Origin of the sequence: Facklamia hominis CCUG 36813, assembly GCF_000301035.1 — a bacterium.
Taxonomy (GTDB): Bacteria; Bacillota; Bacilli; order Lactobacillales; family Aerococcaceae; genus Facklamia; species Facklamia hominis.
In genome coordinates this window covers 364,364-382,339 of record NZ_JH932292.1, presented here as the reverse complement: position 1 = coordinate 382,339, position 17,976 = coordinate 364,364, and the positions used below count along the sequence as shown (strand labels likewise).

The 17,976-nt window shown below is 40.0% G+C and carries 15 protein-coding genes; 14 read left to right on the top strand and 1 reads right to left on the bottom strand.

The window, feature by feature from the left end; all coding sequences use genetic code 11:
* Nucleotides 1-18 precede the first annotated feature (18 nt).
* A protein-coding gene (locus HMPREF9706_RS08895) for an IS3 family transposase (protein WP_407918966.1) occupies nucleotides 19-1,454 on the top strand; the annotation gives its coding sequence in 2 pieces (ribosomal slippage) (nucleotides 19-531 and nucleotides 534-1,454; 1,434 coding nt in all).
* A gap of 1,713 nt (nucleotides 1,455-3,167) precedes the next feature.
* Here HMPREF9706_RS08895 and HMPREF9706_RS01705 read toward each other — a convergent pair.
* Nucleotides 3,168-4,337 carry a helix-turn-helix domain-containing protein gene (locus HMPREF9706_RS01705; protein WP_006907628.1) on the bottom strand — a complete coding sequence of 390 codons (1,170 nt, stop codon included), beginning with the start codon at nucleotides 4,335-4,337 and terminating at the stop codon, nucleotides 3,168-3,170.
* 239 nt (nucleotides 4,338-4,576) lie between these two features.
* On the opposite strand from HMPREF9706_RS01705, the gene HMPREF9706_RS01700 reads away from it, so the two are divergent.
* From HMPREF9706_RS01700 to HMPREF9706_RS01640, 13 genes are all read left to right on the top strand, one after another.
* Nucleotides 4,577-5,731 carry a CapA family protein gene (locus HMPREF9706_RS01700; RefSeq protein ID WP_006907627.1) on the top strand — a complete coding sequence of 385 codons (1,155 nt, stop codon included), beginning with the start codon at nucleotides 4,577-4,579 and terminating at the stop codon, nucleotides 5,729-5,731.
* Between the two features lie 105 nt (nucleotides 5,732-5,836).
* Nucleotides 5,837-7,489: an LPXTG cell wall anchor domain-containing protein gene (locus HMPREF9706_RS01695; protein ID WP_006907626.1), complete on the top strand. Its 1,653-nt coding sequence runs from the start codon at nucleotides 5,837-5,839 to the stop codon at nucleotides 7,487-7,489.
* 59 nt (nucleotides 7,490-7,548) lie between these two features.
* Nucleotides 7,549-7,914: a conjugal transfer protein TraF gene (traF, locus tag HMPREF9706_RS01690; protein WP_006907625.1), complete on the top strand. Its 366-nt coding sequence runs from the start codon at nucleotides 7,549-7,551 to the stop codon at nucleotides 7,912-7,914.
* Between the two features lie 11 nt (nucleotides 7,915-7,925).
* The gene (locus HMPREF9706_RS01685) at nucleotides 7,926-8,471 is read left to right on the top strand and encodes a hypothetical protein (RefSeq protein ID WP_006907624.1); all 546 of its coding nucleotides are present in this window, start codon (nucleotides 7,926-7,928) and stop codon (nucleotides 8,469-8,471) included.
* A gap of 144 nt (nucleotides 8,472-8,615) precedes the next feature.
* A complete protein-coding gene (locus HMPREF9706_RS01680) occupies nucleotides 8,616-9,056 on the top strand; it encodes a hypothetical protein (protein ID WP_006907623.1) in 441 nt (146 codons plus the stop codon).
* Nucleotides 9,057-9,129: 73 nt separating this feature from the next.
* Nucleotides 9,130-9,723: a uracil-DNA glycosylase family protein gene (locus HMPREF9706_RS01675; RefSeq protein WP_006907622.1), complete on the top strand. Its 594-nt coding sequence runs from the start codon at nucleotides 9,130-9,132 to the stop codon at nucleotides 9,721-9,723.
* Between the two features lie 13 nt (nucleotides 9,724-9,736).
* A complete protein-coding gene (locus HMPREF9706_RS01670) occupies nucleotides 9,737-10,738 on the top strand; it encodes an acyltransferase (protein ID WP_006907621.1) in 1,002 nt (333 codons plus the stop codon).
* A 108-nt stretch (nucleotides 10,739-10,846) separates the two neighbouring features.
* On the top strand, nucleotides 10,847-12,694 hold the full coding sequence (locus tag HMPREF9706_RS01665; RefSeq protein ID WP_006907620.1) for a polysaccharide biosynthesis protein: 1,848 nt from the start codon (nucleotides 10,847-10,849) through the stop codon (nucleotides 12,692-12,694).
* A 30-nt stretch (nucleotides 12,695-12,724) separates the two neighbouring features.
* On the top strand, nucleotides 12,725-13,936 hold the full coding sequence (locus HMPREF9706_RS01660; protein ID WP_006907619.1) for a DegT/DnrJ/EryC1/StrS family aminotransferase: 1,212 nt from the start codon (nucleotides 12,725-12,727) through the stop codon (nucleotides 13,934-13,936).
* 14 nt (nucleotides 13,937-13,950) lie between these two features.
* The gene (locus HMPREF9706_RS01655) at nucleotides 13,951-14,550 is read left to right on the top strand and encodes a sugar transferase (protein WP_006907618.1); all 600 of its coding nucleotides are present in this window, start codon (nucleotides 13,951-13,953) and stop codon (nucleotides 14,548-14,550) included.
* Between the two features lie 6 nt (nucleotides 14,551-14,556).
* Nucleotides 14,557-15,729, top strand: coding sequence for an ATP-grasp domain-containing protein (locus HMPREF9706_RS01650; protein ID WP_006907617.1), 1,173 nt, complete (start codon nucleotides 14,557-14,559; stop codon nucleotides 15,727-15,729).
* A gap of 10 nt (nucleotides 15,730-15,739) precedes the next feature.
* Nucleotides 15,740-16,984: an ATP-grasp domain-containing protein gene (locus HMPREF9706_RS01645; protein ID WP_006907616.1), complete on the top strand. Its 1,245-nt coding sequence runs from the start codon at nucleotides 15,740-15,742 to the stop codon at nucleotides 16,982-16,984.
* A complete protein-coding gene (locus HMPREF9706_RS01640; RefSeq protein ID WP_006907615.1) occupies nucleotides 16,974-17,969 on the top strand; it encodes an ornithine cyclodeaminase family protein in 996 nt (331 codons plus the stop codon). The genes HMPREF9706_RS01645 and HMPREF9706_RS01640 overlap by 11 nt, the downstream gene beginning before the upstream one ends.
* The last annotated feature ends 7 nt before the right edge of the window (nucleotides 17,970-17,976 follow it).

The following is a 17,976-nucleotide window of genomic DNA, read 5'->3' as shown; positions in this document are numbered from 1 at the left end:
ACTTTTGGGGGTCTTATTATGAGTAAATATAGTTTAGATACAAAACTCCAAATCGTTGCTAGTTATGAAGCAGATGAAGGTGGTTATAGAATACTCGCGAAAAAATACAATATTAGTCAGTCGATTATAAAACGTTGGATCCATAATTACCAAGACTTTGGGATAGAAGGTCTTCAAATTAAAGGTTCAAAGACACATTACGCTACTGAAACGAAGTTAAGTGCGATAGAATGTTACTTGAATACGGAGTTAAGCTATCGTGAGGTTGGCGTGAAATTTGGGATTAACAATCCAAGTCTTATCGCTAATTGGTTACGAACCTTCAAGAAGGAAGGCGTCGATGGCTTATCCAAACCAAAAGGGAGGCCATCCATCGTGTCTAATCATACGGAAAATAAAAAACAAACATCCAGTCTGTCGTCTCAAGAAGAAATCAGTACGCTAAAGAAAATTATTCAAGAACAAGAAGAACGTATTGAAAGATTGGATATTGAGAATCAATTTTTAAAAGAATTGAGGAGATTGCGGGAAATAGACAAAGGGCATCAAAACAACAAATAGTAATGGCCATCCGCAATCTCCAGGAACAAACGAACTATAAATTATCCCGTATATTAGAAATTGTCCAATTCCCTAAAGCGACTTATTATTATCAATTACCTCGTTTAGATCTACCGGATAAAGATGAATCACTCAAAAAAGAAATTCGGCAGATTCGAAAGACACATAAAGATTATGGTTATCGCCGTATTCACGGTGAATTGCGCCGCCGAGGTTATAAAATCAATAAGAAAAAGGTACAGCGCTTAATACAAGAAATGAACCTGCAAGTAATCTCTTTTTCTAGAAGGTCTCGTAAATATCAGTCATACAAAGGAGATATTGGAAAAAAAGCGCCGAACCGTTTGAATCGTCGCTTTATGAGTTCGATTCCTCATCAGAAAATCGTGACCGATACGAGTGAGTTTTGTTACTATGAACAGGATGAGTCTGGACTCCTTCGGCAAAAGAAGTTATATTTAGATCCTTTTATCGATTTATTTAATTTAGAGGTTGTGAGTTACAAAGTATCCAAGCATCCAAACAAGCAGTCCATGATGAAAGCTTTTGAAGCAGCGATTCATGCGACAGAACATTGTCCAGTTCGACGTACCTTCCATTCTGATCAGGGCTGGGCGTATCAGATGAATGATTATCAACAATTACTAAAAGATCATAGAATCTTCCAAAGCATGTCGCGCAAAGGAAATTGTCTAGATAACGCACCTGCGGAAAATTTCTTCGGAATTATGAAGCAAGAAATGTATTACGGCAAAGTCTATCATAGTTATCAAGAGCTTGAACAAGCGATTCATGACTACATTCGATATTATAATGAGGATAGAATCAAAGCGAAGTTGGGTTATTTGAGTCCAGTTGAATATAAAGAGCAGCAGATGGCTCTAAGCGCTTAGTTATCTCTGCCCTGAGTAAATAGATTAAAGGCGAAGCCATAAACTACATCAGTAATAAATAAAGAGCTACCCTAAAGGGGTAACTCTTCATAAAATCTAGTCTAACTTTTTGGGGTCACTACAAACCCGATGTGGTGTGGCGAGCTTTTTGGTTTGTTAGGTGAGTTTGCTGGTTTCATGTTGTGGGAGAAAGGAACTGGGCTGGAATTGTAACTCTGGTTGAGTTGAGAGTAACAGATTGGGTTGTAATTGTAACTCTGGATGGTTTGAGAGTAACAAAATGAGTTGAAAATGTAACTCTGATCGGTCTGAGAGTAACAAAATGAGGTGTAATTGTAACTCTGGATGGTTTGAGAGTACCAAAAAGGGTTGGAAATGTAACTCTGATTGGTCTGAGAGTAATAAATTAGGTTGAAAATGTAACTCTGATTGGTCTGAGAGTAACAAAATAGGATGAAAATGTAACTCTGATTGGTCTGGGAGTACCAAAACGGGGTGAAAATGTAACTCTGAGAGGTCTGAGAGTACCAAATTGGGATGAAAAAGTAACTCTGATTGGTCTGAGAGTACCAAAACGGGTTGGAAATGTAACTCTGATTGGTCTGAGAGTACCAAAACGGGATGAAAATGTAACTCTGGATGGTCTGAGAGTAACAAATTGAGGTGGAAATGTAACTCTGGGTGATCTGAGAGTAACAAAATGAGTTGAAAATGTAACTCTGATCGATCTGAGAGTAACAAAATGGGTTTGAATTGTAACTCTGGATGGTCTGAGAGTACTAAAAAGGGTTGGAAATGTAACTCTGGTCGATCTGAGAGTACCAAAACGGGTTGGAAATGTAACTCTTAGAGGTGTGAGAGTACCAAAACGGGTTGGAAATGTAACTCTGGCTGGCTTGAGAGTAACAAATTAGGGTGAAAATGTAACTCTGATTGGTCTGAGAGTAACAAAATAGGATGAAAATGTAACTCTGATTGGTCTGGGAGTACCAAATCGGGGTGAAAATGTAACTCTGGTGGTTGTGAGAGTAACAAAACGGGTTGGAAATGTAACTCTGGGTGATCTGAGAGTAACAAAATGAGTTGAAAATGTAACTCTGATCGGTCTGAGAGTAACAAAATGAGGTGTAATTGTAACTCTGGTTGAGTTGAGAGTAACAAAACGGGTTGGAAATGTAACTCTGGGTGATCTGAGAGTAACAAAATGAGTTGAAAATGTAACTCTGATCGGTCTGAGAGTAACAAAATGAGGTGTAATTGTAACTCTGGTTGAGTTGAGAGTAACAAAACGGGTTGGAAATGTAACTCTGGGTGGTTTGAGAGTAACAAATTGAGTTGGAATTGTAACTCTGAATGGTCTGAGAGTACCAAAACGGGCTGGAAATGTAACTCTCATGGTCGTGAGAGTTACAAATTGAGTTGGAAATGTAACTCTGATCGACCTGAGAGTAACAAATTTGGTTGAAAATGTAACTCTGGTCGGTGTGAGAGTAACAAAATGGGCTGGAAATGTAACTCTGGTGGTTGTGAGAGTACCAAAAAGGGTTGGAAATGTAACTCTGGTCGGTCTGAGAGTAACAAAATGGGTTGGAAATGCAACTCTGATCGGCCTGAGAGTAACAAAATGAGGTGTAAATGTAACTCTGGTTGAGTTGAGAGTACTAAAACGGACGGTAAAAGCCCGATCTCAATGAAAAAAGATCGGGCTTTAGTTTATTTAATGATGGATTTGGCGTACTGGGAAGGAGACTGGTTGAATTCTCGCCGAAAGGCTCGCGAGAAGTACTGAATGGATCCGTAGCCTAGTTTTTCGGCAATTTGGGATAGGGTTAATTGGGATTCGTGGATGTACTGCTTGGCTTTTTTTAATCGAAGTTGGTTAATGTAGGACTTGGGTGATTTACCGGTGTACTTATTAAATAGCGCTTGAAGGCTTGACCGTGATAAATCAAATTGGTTGACCAGTTCTTGCACTTCATGCACTTCAAGAATATGGGTCTCCAGGTAGTCGATGATCGCTTGGAAGGTCTCATCCTCATAATTATCCCGCATGGAAGTCTGAGGAAGCGCTCGCCCTGCTTGTTGGGCACCATTGATACATTGAATAAGAAGAATATCCAGAATAGCCATGACTTCATCATAGCCGTATGGCTTAGCCGGCGATTGCCTTGATAATTGAATGAAGCGTTCGATCAACTGTAATTGTCGATAGCCTAACTTAAAAGGACGCAGGCAGAGGCTGTCAGGAATCCCCTTCGCCGCAAACAAAATGGATACAAGGGTAGTGAGTCCATCTTGCTTAAAACTAAATTTAGGGCGATTTCCTGGAGGGGTTAGCCAAGCCATACTTGATTGAAGCGTGACGGGTTGGGCACCGACAGGATGAATCTGGACCTGCCCTTGATCAACGATCACCAATTCATAAAAGTCTTGTTGTCCTCGTGGAATAACTTCGCCACTGGCATAAGCCTGATAATAGCTAGCATAAATCTGCTTTAGTTGCAAGGCTCGACTAGGGAGTTGAGCCTTGATTCGCCTGGGACTTGTAATGATCTGGGGTTCTTCATTTTGAGTCGGTTCCAAATAAACTTGGCAATGATCGGTGAGTGCTAGTGTATTAAAGAGGACATGTGGTTTAATTTGGATGGACCCTTGGAGAAGAAAATATAAATAGTCATCATAGGCTGATAACTCTGGAGCAATGACTAAGAGGGCTAGTCCCTTGTGGTCACTTAGACTGACTGGACGATCAAAGGATAGTAGTGCTTCCGATTGAGAGCGCTGAATGGTCATCAAACGATGATAGGGTCTTAGCTGATGGACCGCCTTGGCCTGAAAGCTAAAATAAGCATTGGATTGATTCAAAGTAGTCTGCAGGTACATGGTCGGGACCGTCCTTTCTATCTTTCTTCTATTATAACTGAAAAAGACAATAAAAAGCATAAAAACATACGAAACTAATTAGTTAATTATTTATCCTTTTTAACAAAATCTATATTAATGCCTTAATTCCTAGTTTCTTCTATTGGAAGAGCTTCATTTTTTTGCCTAGGTCATGGTATAATAACAGTATTGAATACATGGTGAGAAAGAGTAAAAATCTAATAGTAAGGATAATGATTATGTTAAAAAATATTCAAAAATTTATCTTAGGCTTATCCTGTGCCTTCTTTCTAACGGCTTGTCAGCAGCCTAAGAAAGAACCGGTTGCTACGGTAAAAGAAGAAAATACGGCGACGACTCAAGAAGCCATTCCTGGTGCTGGGAATACGGTGACGATCCGGTCGATCGGAGATATCCTCCTTCATGACGGGGTCTACTATAATGGTCAACAAGGGGATGGAACTTATAATTTTGATTTTATGTTGGAGCCAGTCGCTCCTTATCTAAAGAATGCCGATATTACGACTGCGAATATGGAAACCATTGTAGCTGGCCATCAATTAGGTGTCTCAACCTATCCGCAATTTAATGCCCCAGAAGAGATTGTCGATACGCTCTTGAATGTTGGGGTTGATATTGTCTCCCATGCTTCCAATCATACGGTTGACTTTGGAGCGGCGGGCGTTCATGCCTCGATTAATACTCTCAAGGAAAAAGGAATGCCTTATGTGGGAGCTTATGAATCTTGGGATGATTATAATCATCTACGAATTTTGGAAGCTAATGGCATCAAGGTAGGCTTTTTAAATTATACCTATGGGACGAATGGCTTACCTGTGCCAGAAGATGAACCTTATCTAGTTACCTTGATTGATACCGAATTGATTCCTTTAGAGATTCAACGCTTGAAGGAATATTGTGATGTCGCCGTCGTGATCTTCCAATTCGGTGATGATGCCATGTTACCAGTCCAGTCACAGTTGGATTTGACGGATCTTTGTATCAAGGCAGGGGCTAACTATGTCTTGGGTGGTCATCCTCATATCATGCAACCCTTCAAACGCTTCGGCGACTCTCAGGTGGCCTGGTATTCACACGGAAACTTCCTATCTGGTCAGATTAAGCCTTACGAAAAAGTAGGTGGAATTGGTGAAGTGACCTTCAAAAAGCAAGAAGATGGATCCATTACAGTTGAAGACGTGCGGGTCATGCCTACCTATAACTTTGGTTATCCAGAATGGAATTCCTATCTGGTGGTACCCCTAGCCCAAGCTCAAGAACGCGGCCTTTATAATGGGGATGAGATGTTGAACGAAGTGAAACAACGTTTTACCGAATACGATAGCAGTGTCAAAGTGGTTGATTACCTTGATGATACGCCAAATGCTGAATAGATTCAGTCAATAATTCAGGCTGTCTCCAAATTGGAGGCAGCCTTTTATTTTGTGACTTAGCGCAAAACACCTTTAGCAGACTACTTATAGTTTGGAGGTGTCAATATGGGTACAAATAAAGAAAAACATCGAAAGTCAATGATTAAAGCCTGTCTAGCAGTGGCGCTGATTCATAGCTTGAGTCCTATGATATCAGTTAGGGCTTATGCTCAAGAGGGAATTGATTACGACCAGTTAGTATCGCGTGAGGCCTGTCAAATCCTCTTAAAAGGTGAGGGACAGCTGAAGGAGACCGACCCCAGTGCCAGTCAAGCCCAGAATCAATATGATAAGAATCAAGTAAGGATGACAGCAATTAATGAACGCTATCAAGTGATCAATCAGGAGATCGCTCAATTGGAATCGGGGTCCGTCAATTCCTTAGCGGAAGCCAAGGCAGCGATCAGTGAGATTGTTGACACACTTTATGAAGAATATAGTCTGGCGGACAAGCAATTTGATCAATTGGATTCAGACCAACAGTGGGCAATCTTGAGTCAGGACGAACGTTTGAGCGAGTGGTTGACCTATCAAGCTAAGATTGAAGGGCTCATCCAGGAATATATACTGGAACGGAATGAATTAGAGGGGGAGTATCGGACTTTAAGTTATGACAATGAGACCTTAGCGGCTTCTTTGGACCAAGACCAATCTGCTCAGGCTCAGTTAAATCAGTGTCAACTCTATCCCTATTCCGTAAAACGCATGGCTCCAGAACACTTGATGTTGAATCCATCCAGTGCCTCCTTGTCGGACTATTTACTGGATGTGGACCAGTATCTAGGCCAGCTGGTCCCTAAGGCCTATTCCAAGCTTTCTTTTCAGGCGATCTTTGATATCTACAATAAAAAGACCAGCCTGGAAGAAATTAGGCAATTCTTAGCCGATAAATCCTTGAAGAAGTTGGATGAAGAAGCCTTTGCAGCCTATCAATATGCCCGTGAGCTTTCACTCTTTGATATTCAAGTCATAGCGGCTTTGGCTTTGCAGGATTATTATCAGACCAATAACAAACAAGTCTATCATGCTTCTTACTCGAACTTATTAAATCTCAAGGAGCGCCAGCTTGCTTATTTTTATAGTTTGAACGAAGAAGTTTTTGAAAAGCTTAAACAGTGCTTGGCTAACTATCTGAATCAAAAGGGCTTTACCAATGAACAGACCATCCAACAAATTCGTAATCTCCATCAACGCTATCAGATCAAATTGGTCTTATTTGACCCTAATCAGGGACAATGGAAGGCGAATCCAGCTAAAGAATCGGGCTATTTTACAGAATTTGCTAACCAGACCTTGTGGCAGACACCGCAAGTCGACAGCAAGGGAAATCCTATTCAGACCAGCGCAAATCCATCAGCAGACTTACCATTATTGACGTCGGACAAGAGCTTGGAACCATCAACTCCGTCTGTTAATAAGGATAAGTTAGCTCACTTAAAAGACAAGTTAGACCGAGCATCTGAAGGATCTAGTCAGGCCAAGAGTCAATCGCTGGCTAAACCACCGAGTCTGAATTTGAAGAAGAAAGAAGCGGATGCCACGACTCAGGAGGCGAAGAAGCCTAAGAGCTTGGAGGATTCCTTGCCAAGTACTGGGGAGCAGCGTTTTTATTTTTACCTATCTTTAATTGTCTTACTGTTAGGAATTGCGGTCTTGATCTACAATCGCTACCTTAAACGTAAGAACAAGCCGCCACTGGATGAGGAGGACTGGGACTAAGTAGTCGCTATTTCCCCTGACATCTTGTATAATAAGACTTAGAAAAAGGGGGAATTATCATGACAACAGAAAATGAATTCTTACAAATTGCGGAGGCTTCCTTCCAAGCAGTGGATGCGGAACAAGCGCAAGCCTTATTAGACAAAAAAGCCGGAGACTTGATCTTTGTCGCCCGCGAGACTTGTCCTTATTGCCGTAAATTCATCAAACGTTTGGCTAAGACCACCGAGGAACATTCCATTCCAGTCTATTTCTTACATAGTCAAGTCGATGATCCAGCTCAAAGTGAAGCGACCCAAGCCTTAAGAGATCGCTATGATTTAAAGACGGTGCCGTCTTTAATTTATCAGGATCAAGAGGGCGTTCATACAGTGTCTGATTCCAGCATGAAGCCCGAAGACATCCTAGCTTTCCTCAACCGCTAGGGAGGTCCGGGATGAAGCCAGAGCCCAAGTCCAATGCCTCATATGGTCCCAACAAACGGGTTGTTTGGCCCTTGTTGGCGATTATCCTATTCTCGCTAGGGATGCTTTTATGGTTAAACCGTCAACAGGAAGCCAACTCAGAGCTTGAAACAATCCCCAGTCAGGAAAGTCGTTCAGTCACTTCTGACCCTTCGTCCCAAGATCCGAAGGGAAGGGTATCGAACAGTCATACTGAGTCCAGCCTTGAAGAGGAGGATGAATCCGATAATTTAGCTGAACAATATGCCAAGCTCCCTAAGGCTGAGACCTATTCCAGCATTGAATACCATGAAAATCAGATCCATGATCCGCATGTTCGGCGGGCTTTTGAGGTCGTGATTGAGCGTCTCAAGGCTGAAGGCAAGTATTATTCGAGTGTCGATTATGAACTAACGGTCTTTCCAACTTTGGACGAAAACATCTCTAATCTGAGTGTGGACGAACGGTATGCCGATCGGACAGTTCATCGAGGCCATTACCGATTCGATTATCGAGGCAAGAAGGTTACGCGTTATTAAGCCTTATCGGAAAGCTCCTCAGGGAGCTTTTTGTTTTTGCAGGGTCCATCGGATAAAGGACTCAATCATTTGTTTGCTAAATATTGAAAACGATTTACAAATAACTTATAATGGACTTGAGTACAGATGGAAAGGAAGGATTGTATGACACAAGTCTATACGAACTACTGGATCAATCGCCGTAACAATGTAGTCAAGGAGCACGGATCCTATGCCAGTGAAGAGGCAGCCAAGCAGGGGATCTTCTCCTGGTGGGAACTGCAAAAAGATAAATACCATGATGTCGAAGAACGCCGTACTAATTCTGGAGCTTTAGAGATCACTTATGGAGATGATAATTATTATTACCGGATCGTGAAGCGAGATGTTGACTTTGAACTTCCTTCGTTGAAGGTTAAGCTGAGAAGCTCGGGCGAAGTCGATAAGTTGCGCAAGCAATTATCGCTGGATGACGAGTATTATCTCTTTGAAGAATTGGCCGAACCTTACCGTGACCGACTGGTTGAAGCCATGGGTGATGGTCGTAAGGTGCAAGATTATATCTATGATCAACATGGACGAATGATTTCCAGTCTTAAAAAATAACCCCTCAGCGAGTGGCCTGGCTACTCGCTCTTATCTTTGTTCGCTATGTTAAAGCAATTAGAAAGGAACTTCTATGACACAATTATCTCTTGAACAGATTCACCAAGCTATTTTGCAAGATCCGGCCAATCAGGCCTTCCAAGAAAAAGGCTGGCAACCTGTCTATCAAGCAGGTGCTGGGGCAAAATTGGCGATCATCGGACAAGCGCCTGGCATTAAGGCTCAAGAAGCCCAAATTCCTTGGCGAGATGCCTCCGGCAAACGCCTGCGGGAATGGCTGAATCTTTCTGAAGCCGTCTTTTATGATCCGGATCAGGTGGCCTTGATTCCGATGGACTTCTATTACCCAGGAAAGGGGAAGACGGGTGATCTGCCGCCCCGTAAGGACTTTGCTTCCAAGTGGCATCCCCAGCTCTTTCAAGCTATGCCAGATCTGCAATTAACCATTCTAGTGGGCAATTATGCCAACAAGGCCTATCTTAAAGACCGCTATCAAAAAAACTTGACCCAGACAGTTCAACACTACCAAGACTATCTGCCCCAGTATTTTCCCTTAGTCCATCCTTCACCCCTCAATGGACGTTGGCTTAAACAACATCCCTGGTTCCAAGAACAAGTTGTCCCCGTTTTACAAGAGCAGGTGGCTGACTGCCTAAAAAATCATTAGAAAGTAGCTTACTATGTCAAAACGTTATTCGAATTTCGACCACCTACGGGCCTGGTCCATTTTAGCGGTGATTATCATCCATCTAACCGCTCCACTTGCTAAAGAACAAGCCCCGTTGGGGATTGTCCTCAATCAATTAGCCCGCTTTGCGGTCCCTAGCTTTCTCGTTCTTTCTGGTTGGGGGCTTGATATTACCGATGCCTTCGACCGGTCTGATCATTACTTGGACTACCTTTGGACCCGCATCAAAAAAGTCTGGCCAGACTACCTGATTTGGTCCTTGGTTTACGCCTTGACGCACTTTATCTTGGCGGGACATTCTTTAACGATTAAGCAATCTTTGGTCTATTTACTAAATGGGGGCTTTTCCTATCATTTATACTTTGTACCATTGATTACCGTTCTATATATCTTATATCCTGCCTTTGTCTATTTGACGAATCATTCGCGCCTTTATACGGCTTTCAATTTGATTTTTATTTTCCAACATATTACGGATGATTACTTAGGATACATTCCTTTTGATATGCTACAGGACTATTATACCTATGCTTTTTGTTTTGCCTTTGGAATCTGGTTGAGTCATGACTTTGAAGCTAAGATTCACTATCTCAAGCGGGGTAAACACTGGACCTATGGGGCGCTCTTTACCTTTACACTTTTTACGGTCTTTGAATCTTTGGAAAGTCAAGGCGCTGTCTCAGCTACGACCCGTCCTTTTGTGACTTTTTATGCCCTATGCTTGATCCTTTGCTTTATGGTAACAGAGTTAAAGCCTAACCGCTTCTTTAGTTACTTGTCCAAGTATTCCTATTTCATCTACTTGTCCCATGTCTGTATGGTAGAAGTGATCGAAGCCTTCATCAAGCTACCTAGCGGTTGGATGGGAATCGGTCTCTATCTTGGGGCAAGTTTGCTTCTCGTCTTAATCTTTGAATTTGCCCTTATATACCTAGTCAAGGGAATAAAAGGGTGGGTAAATACCATTAATGAAAGAAAATCGACTTTATCCTGAAATAAGGTCGATTTTTTTGAGTGGTTATGATTAAATATAAAGAGAGTATCAAGTTTGTGAAGTTGCTTTGCGAAAGGGCTAGCAACGGAAGGATTGGGAGGATATTAGATGAAGGAGTTCCTACATCGCATTAAATTAACACGTCGACGTAAGCAGGCCATTATTATCTTGAGTGATCTGGCCTGTATTTTATTGAGTGCCATGTTAGCGGCTTGGATGGTGGCCTATTATGTACAGACGAATTTTTTTGCTTATGGCTTTATTGCCTTGGCTTATTTTCTAGCTTATGCGGCCTTGTCATTCTATCATCACAACTTCTCGGGGATAGTGCGATTCTTCAATATCCGAGATGCTCGTAGTCTGATCCTGACCAATCTTGTTGCTTCAGGGGTCAGCTTCATCTTGGGAAATCTTGTTCTAAGGGCGGTATCCAATCGCTATATCTTCTTGTTAACGGTCTTCGCGGTTGGATTGATGATTCTTTGTCGGATTCTATGGAAGACCTATATCGACTGGAAGAATCTAGTTAATGCCGGACGTCAAGAGGATGCACCCAGACTGCTCTTGGTTGGAGCTGGGGAAGGGGCCAATATCTTCATTGAGAACTTCGCCAAACACCCAGATCGGTTTTCGATTATCGGTCTCGTCGATGATGACCCCAATAAGCAGTCGACTTACTTGCGGGGAGTGCCGATTCTAGGAGTCATTGACGATCTGCCTAAAATCATTCCAAGTCGGCGGATTGAGACCATTACGATTACAGCACCTTCTCTAAGTTCCGACAAAGTCGAACAAGTCCTTAGATATGGGAACGAATATGGAGCGAGCGTCAACCAGATGCCGGAAGCCGAGCGCGTCTTATCCGGTGAATACAAGATGCAGATGAAAGAGATTGATATTGCCGACCTCTTGGGCCGTAAAGAGATTCGTCTGGACGATCAACCAGTCATTGATGCCATTGGCGGCAAGGTGATTATGGTAACCGGGGGAGGTGGATCCATTGGGTCTGAGATCTGCCGGCAAGTGCTTAAATTTGGTCCTTCCAAGCTCTACTTCGTGGGGCACGGAGAGAATTCCATCTATCAACTCGATCAAGAATTAAGTCAAATGAACCTATCACATATTCAAACCATCCCGGTGATTGCGGACATCCAAGATAAAGAGCATATGGTAGAGATTATGAACTTATATCAACCAGATATCGTCTACCATGCGGCAGCTCATAAGCATGTCCCGATGATGGAATACAATCCAACCGAAGCTGTTCGTAATAATGTCTATGGCACCTACAATGTAGCCTATGCTGCTTCCAAGGCGGGTGTTGAACGCTTCGTGATGATATCAACCGATAAGGCCAATAATCCACCCAATATTATGGGAGCCACTAAACGCATTGCTGAAATGATTGTGACCGGTATGGATAAAGAAAGTAAAACCACCTTCTCGGCTGTCCGCTTTGGGAATGTCTTGGGATCAAGAGGATCGGTCATTCCACTCTTCAAAAAGCAAATCGCAGCTGGGGGGCCAATTACGGTTACTCATCCAGAGATGCGCCGTTACTTTATGACGATTCCTGAAGCCAGTCGCTTGGTGATCCAAGCCTCGGCCTTAGCTGAAGGAGGCGAACTTTTTATCCTTAATATGGGCAAGGAGGTCTATATTAAGGACTTGGCCCGTAAGATGATCGCTTTATCCGGTTACCGGGAAGAAGAAATTCCAATTGTCTATACCGGTATTCGTCCGGGTGAGAAGCTCTATGAGACCTTGATCATGGATGATGAAGTAACGGATAAGAAGATTGACGAGAACATCTTTGTCGGCAAGGTAAAGAATAAGAGTCTCGAAGAGATTAAGACCTTTGTGGAAGGGCTAGACCTATCCGGGAAAGATAATCGGTTGACTGATAAGTTGACAGAGTTTGTGCATCGGGATGCCAAAGATTCTGTCGATAATTAATCAGTAATATAGAATAAGCGAGGTAAAGCTATGAAAAAGATGAATATTCCATTTTCACCCCCAGATATTAGCCAAAAGGAAATTGACTATGTCGTTGATGCCTTAAAATCAGGTTGGATAACAACCGGTCCTAAATGCAAAGAACTTGAGCAAAAGTTATCTGAATTTTGTGGGACTGCTAAGACCGTGGCTGTTAATTCCTCAACAGCCGCCATGGAAATGACCCTCCGTGTACTTGGTGTGGGACCTGGTGATGAAGTGATCACCTCGGCTTATACTTATACAGCCAGTGCCAGTGTGATCGATCATGTTGGTGCTAAAATTGTTCTAGTCGATACGGCTAAGGATAGTTTTGAAATGGACTATGATCAATTAGAAGCAGCGATTACTGAAAAAACCAAGGTAATCATTCCTGTTGATCTGGGTGGTGTTATGTGTGATTATGATCGCCTATATCAAATTGTGGAAGCCAAAAAACACCTATTTCATCCTAAAAAAGATAGCCTACAAGAAAAATTTGACCGAGTTATTTTGTTGGCGGATTCTGCACATGCTTTAGGAGCAAAATATCATGGCAAGCCTGCGGGAAGTGTCGCAGATTTTACGACTTTTTCATTTCATGCAGTTAAAAACTTTACCACAGCCGAAGGCGGAGCGGTTACTTGGCTGCCAATCAATGGGGTAGAGGATGAATGGCTCTATAAGCAGTTCATGTTATTGATCTTGCATGGTCAGAATAAAGATGCCTTAGCCAAAACCAAGGCGGGTGCTTGGGAATATGATATTGTGGCACCTTATTTTAAGGCTAATCTCACTGATATTCACGCAGCGATCGGCTTGGGACAGTTGGAACGATATCCAAGTATGTTAGAACGCCGGCATGAAATTATCAAGCGGTATGATGAGCTATGTAAAAAATTAACCGTAACCCCTTTGAATCATTTTAAAGAAAATTGTTATTCATCCGGTCATTTATATTTATTGAGAATTGATGGCTACGGTGAAAAAGAACGTAATCAATTGATTCAAAAGATGGCAGAGGCCGGTATTGCTTGTAACGTTCATTATAAGCCGCTTCCGATGATGACCGCTTATAAAAACTTAGGCTTTAATATTGAAGACTTTCCGAACGCTTATGATCAATATAAGAATGAGGTTACTTTACCGTTACATACCCTATTGAGCGATGAAGAAGTGGAGTATATTGCTAGTAATCTTGTTTCTTTGATGAATAATGATTAAGAAAAAGGTGACACATGTTTTATATAAAATATGGGAAAAGATGTTTTGATATAATTTTTTCATTTATTTTATTACCTTTTGTAGCATTGGTTATACTTATTGCAGGAATATTTATTGTTTTAGACGATGGTTTTCCGGTTCTATATTTATCAGAACGAAGAGGGATCAATGGATCGACTTTTAGTATCTTTAAATTAAGAAGTATGAAAAATAATTCTCCAGATTTGCGAACGAAAGATGGTTCTACTTTTAATAGTGCCAATGATAGTCGGGTGACATCTGTAGGTAAAGTCATAAGAAAATTTTCAATTGATGAAATCCCTCAAATTATTAATGTTTTTAAAGGCGATATGTCATTTGTTGGACCTAGACCTAGCTTAGTGAGTAAAGATTATAAAGACTTAAATAATTCACAAAAGAAACGGCTTCGTGTTAGACCTGGAATCACAGGGTACGCTCAAGCAAAATATAGAAATTCGATTTCTCAAGATAAAAAAATTCAGTTAGATTGTTGGTATGCCGATAACGTTAGTTTGTTGCTCGACTTAAATATTGTTATTAATACATTCTTATCAGTGATCAAATTAAAAAACGTCTACCAATCGAGGGAGTAGATTACGATGAAAGAAAAAATACTAGTCATTGGCGGCTCTGAATTACAAGTTCCATTGATTAATAAAGTAAAATCAAAAGGATTCCATTGTGGGGTTATCGATTATGATAAGAATGCAGCTGGAATTAAGTTCGCTGATGATTATTTTAATGTTAGCACAACCGATGAAGTTGGTGTTTTCGAAGTAGCAAAACAATATAAGCCTAGCGCCATTGTTACAACGGCGACCGATATGCCAATGAGATCGATTGCCTATTCTTGTGAGAAATTAGGGCTTCGATCAATTTCTTATGATACCTCTATTAAGGCTACTGATAAATTTGAAATGATTAAAGCTTTAGAAGAATTTGGAGTTCCACATCCTTACTATCGAATTATAAGGGAGAATGATGATTTACAGGCAATAGCACTGGAAATAAAATATCCTTGCGTTTCTAAACCGGTAGACAGTTCAGGTAGTAGAGGTGTCGCTCTAATTAAAGAGGCTGCTGATTTTGAAAAAATAATTGACTATAGTTTAAAAAACAGTCGATCAAAGAAGGTAATTATTGAAGAATACCTTGTAGGTCAGGAAGTTAGTGTTGAAATTATCTGTCAGAATGGGGTAATCACTCCCGTTGCGATTACAAAAAAATATACAACCGGTGAGCCTCATTTTATCGAAACAGCGCATGTTCAACCCGCTGGCTTAGAAGAAAAGGTTACTAAGGAACTTGTATCAGTTGCTAAATCAGCATGTAATGCAATTGGTATTATTGATGGTGTCGCCCATGTTGAGATTATGGTGACTAATAAAGGACCAAAGGTCATTGAATTAGGCGCTCGTTTAGGAGGGGACTATATCACTAGTCATTTAGTTCCTTTAAGTACTGGCATAGATATTATCTGGGCAATGGTACAGATTGCATTAGGTGAGCCTCTTAATCTTCCTGAATTTAATAATAATGGCGTTGCCATTAAGTTTTTAGGTGCGGAATATAAAGAAATTATTTCACAGCTTGATTTTGATAAAATTAGTTCTGAATATAATATCGTTGAGTATCATTTCGATTACAGCAAAACTTTGAAAACAAGTGATTTTCAAAGTAGCAACGATCGGTTTGGACATATAATTGCAAAAGGAAATACAGGAGAGATTGCATTAAATAATATTGATCAATTATTAAAAGAATGTTATTAGGAGAATTTAAATGAAGAAAATATTATTCTTAGGAGCATCAGGTTATTTTTACGATGCTGCATTATATGCTAAATCAATTGGATTGTATTTAATTGCTATTGATATTCAACCTGCAGAAAAAGCAATCGTTAAAACGATTGCTGATGAGTCATATATGATGAGTACAACGGATTTTGACTCGGTTTATAAGCTTTGTAAAGAAAAAGAAATTGACGGAATATATGCTGGTGCGAGTGAAGTAAATATTCCAATCGCCATTAAATTAACGGAAAAATTAAATTTGCCTTATTTCGCAACTTTAGAGCAATGGAAAATGTGCACTAACAAAGATATTTTTAAGGAAAAATGCCAAAAGCATGGTATTCGAGTGGCCAAAACTTTTGATATTAATGATAATATTACATTCCCAGTTGTAGTGAAGCCAACTGATAGTAATGGATCACAAGGCGTTTCAATATGTCGAAATAGGGATGAGTTGGAAATTTCCTATGACAAAGCAATATCTTTTTCAAATAAGGGTAAGGTGCTTATCGAGGAGTATATCCCTTCAGATAGCGTCATTATTCATATTACCATTATTGATGGAGAAGTGTTCTATAGTGGAATGTCTGATAAGAAATCCAAAAAAATAATTGATAATGGCCCTCCAATTATGGCCTTGCAATTATTCCCTTCTACACATGAACAGGAATACTTGGATAAAGTTCATGATAAGGTAGTGAGTCTAATCAATGATGAAAAAATTTTAAATGGTCCTATATGGATTGAATCATTTTATCATGAACAAGATTTTATTTTTAATGAGGTAGGATTTAGATACGGTGGATCTTTAACCTACTATCCGGTTGAATTTTACTATGATATTAATCAAATGCATTTATTAATCAACCAGTCAATTGGTAATCCATTAAATGAATTTAAAACAAAATATAATTCTGCTAAGAATAGACAATTTATCTATGCAATTCTTCCAATTCAAATTAATCCAGGGACAATTAAAGAAATAATAGGATTAGATAAGGGATTGGAAGTAGAAGGGATTTATAAATTTGTTCAATCCCTACCAATTGGTACAACTGTTTATCAGTCAGGTACTACTAGTCAGGTATTTGGATATTTGCATATTATAGGATTGAATCAACAAGAAATAAAAAATTCTATAACAAATTTTCTTAATATAGTTAAAGTAGTTTCAGATAATAATGATAAAAATCAAATATTTACCATATGGAAGGAGTACAACCATGGAGAATGATTTTCTATATCTTTCAGAAGAGGATGTTGATTTTCTTATTGGGGATAACTATTCAATGGTTGAAGACGTTGTTGTTGAAGCGTTAGAGCATTATTATCATGGTCAGGCACTGATGCCAGACAAAATTAGCTTGATTTTTGATAAAAAAAATCAAAATAGAATAAATTGTATGCCTGCTTCGATTACTCCTAAAAATATCTATGGAACAAAATGGGTTTCAGTATTTCCATCGAATCGTAGTAAAGGGATAAAGAACGTAGAAGGCTTTTCATTTTTATCCGAGACGGTTACTGGTAAACTTCTATGTATGATGAATTCCTCAATAACTACAAGTCTTAGAACCGCTGCTGTTGGCTCTTTAGCTGCTAGATATTTGGCTAGTGCTAATACTAAAACGATTGGATTTATAGGGGCAGGGGAAGAAGCAAAATCTCATTTTCTTTTATTAATGAATACTTTTCCTAATATCAATACATGTAAGTTTTCTGCTAGAGATATTGAAGACACCTCGGCTCTTATTAATGAATTAGAAAAAGACTATCCAACTGTTAATTTTATTGATTGTAAAGACGATTATCAAAAGGCAATTGAAGCTTCTAACATTATAGTTACAGCGATTAGTTCTCAAGATCCAGTTCTAAAAGCAGACTGGATAGAAGATGGTATGCTATATATACATGTGGGTGGAAGAGAAGATGAAGATGAGGTTGCCTTAAAAGCAACTAAAATCGTTTGTGATTCTTGGGAAGCCGTTAAACATCGGACACAAACATTATCACAAATGTATGTGAATAATATTATCGATGATAGTAACATTTACGCCGACTTGCATGAAATTATTGAAGGCAAAAAGCCGGGACGTGAAAATGAAAAGGAATTTATTTATTTTAATTCTGTAGGTCTATCTGTTATTGACTCATTGTTATCCTATAAAATTTATGAATTGGCACGCGAAAAGAATATTGGAACACTCTTAAAAAAATAGAATATAG

Excerpts from the sequence above, each read along its gene's own strand:
- HMPREF9706_RS01705 (WP_006907628.1), bottom strand. The coding sequence starts at position 4,337 with ATGTACCTGCAGACTACTTTGAATCAATCCAATGCTTATTTTAGCTTT.
- HMPREF9706_RS01700 (WP_006907627.1), top strand. The coding sequence starts at position 4,577 with ATGTTAAAAAATATTCAAAAATTTATCTTAGGCTTATCCTGTGCCTTC.
- HMPREF9706_RS01695 (WP_006907626.1), top strand. The coding sequence starts at position 5,837 with ATGGGTACAAATAAAGAAAAACATCGAAAGTCAATGATTAAAGCCTGT.
- traF (WP_006907625.1), top strand. The coding sequence starts at position 7,549 with ATGACAACAGAAAATGAATTCTTACAAATTGCGGAGGCTTCCTTCCAA.
- HMPREF9706_RS01685 (WP_006907624.1), top strand. The coding sequence starts at position 7,926 with ATGAAGCCAGAGCCCAAGTCCAATGCCTCATATGGTCCCAACAAACGG.
- HMPREF9706_RS01680 (WP_006907623.1), top strand. The coding sequence starts at position 8,616 with ATGACACAAGTCTATACGAACTACTGGATCAATCGCCGTAACAATGTA.
- HMPREF9706_RS01675 (WP_006907622.1), top strand. The coding sequence starts at position 9,130 with ATGACACAATTATCTCTTGAACAGATTCACCAAGCTATTTTGCAAGAT.
- HMPREF9706_RS01670 (WP_006907621.1), top strand. The coding sequence starts at position 9,737 with ATGTCAAAACGTTATTCGAATTTCGACCACCTACGGGCCTGGTCCATT.
- HMPREF9706_RS01665 (WP_006907620.1), top strand. The coding sequence starts at position 10,847 with ATGAAGGAGTTCCTACATCGCATTAAATTAACACGTCGACGTAAGCAG.
- HMPREF9706_RS01660 (WP_006907619.1), top strand. The coding sequence starts at position 12,725 with ATGAAAAAGATGAATATTCCATTTTCACCCCCAGATATTAGCCAAAAG.
- HMPREF9706_RS01655 (WP_006907618.1), top strand. The coding sequence starts at position 13,951 with ATGTTTTATATAAAATATGGGAAAAGATGTTTTGATATAATTTTTTCA.
- HMPREF9706_RS01650 (WP_006907617.1), top strand. The coding sequence starts at position 14,557 with ATGAAAGAAAAAATACTAGTCATTGGCGGCTCTGAATTACAAGTTCCA.
- HMPREF9706_RS01645 (WP_006907616.1), top strand. The coding sequence starts at position 15,740 with ATGAAGAAAATATTATTCTTAGGAGCATCAGGTTATTTTTACGATGCT.
- HMPREF9706_RS01640 (WP_006907615.1), top strand. The coding sequence starts at position 16,974 with ATGGAGAATGATTTTCTATATCTTTCAGAAGAGGATGTTGATTTTCTT.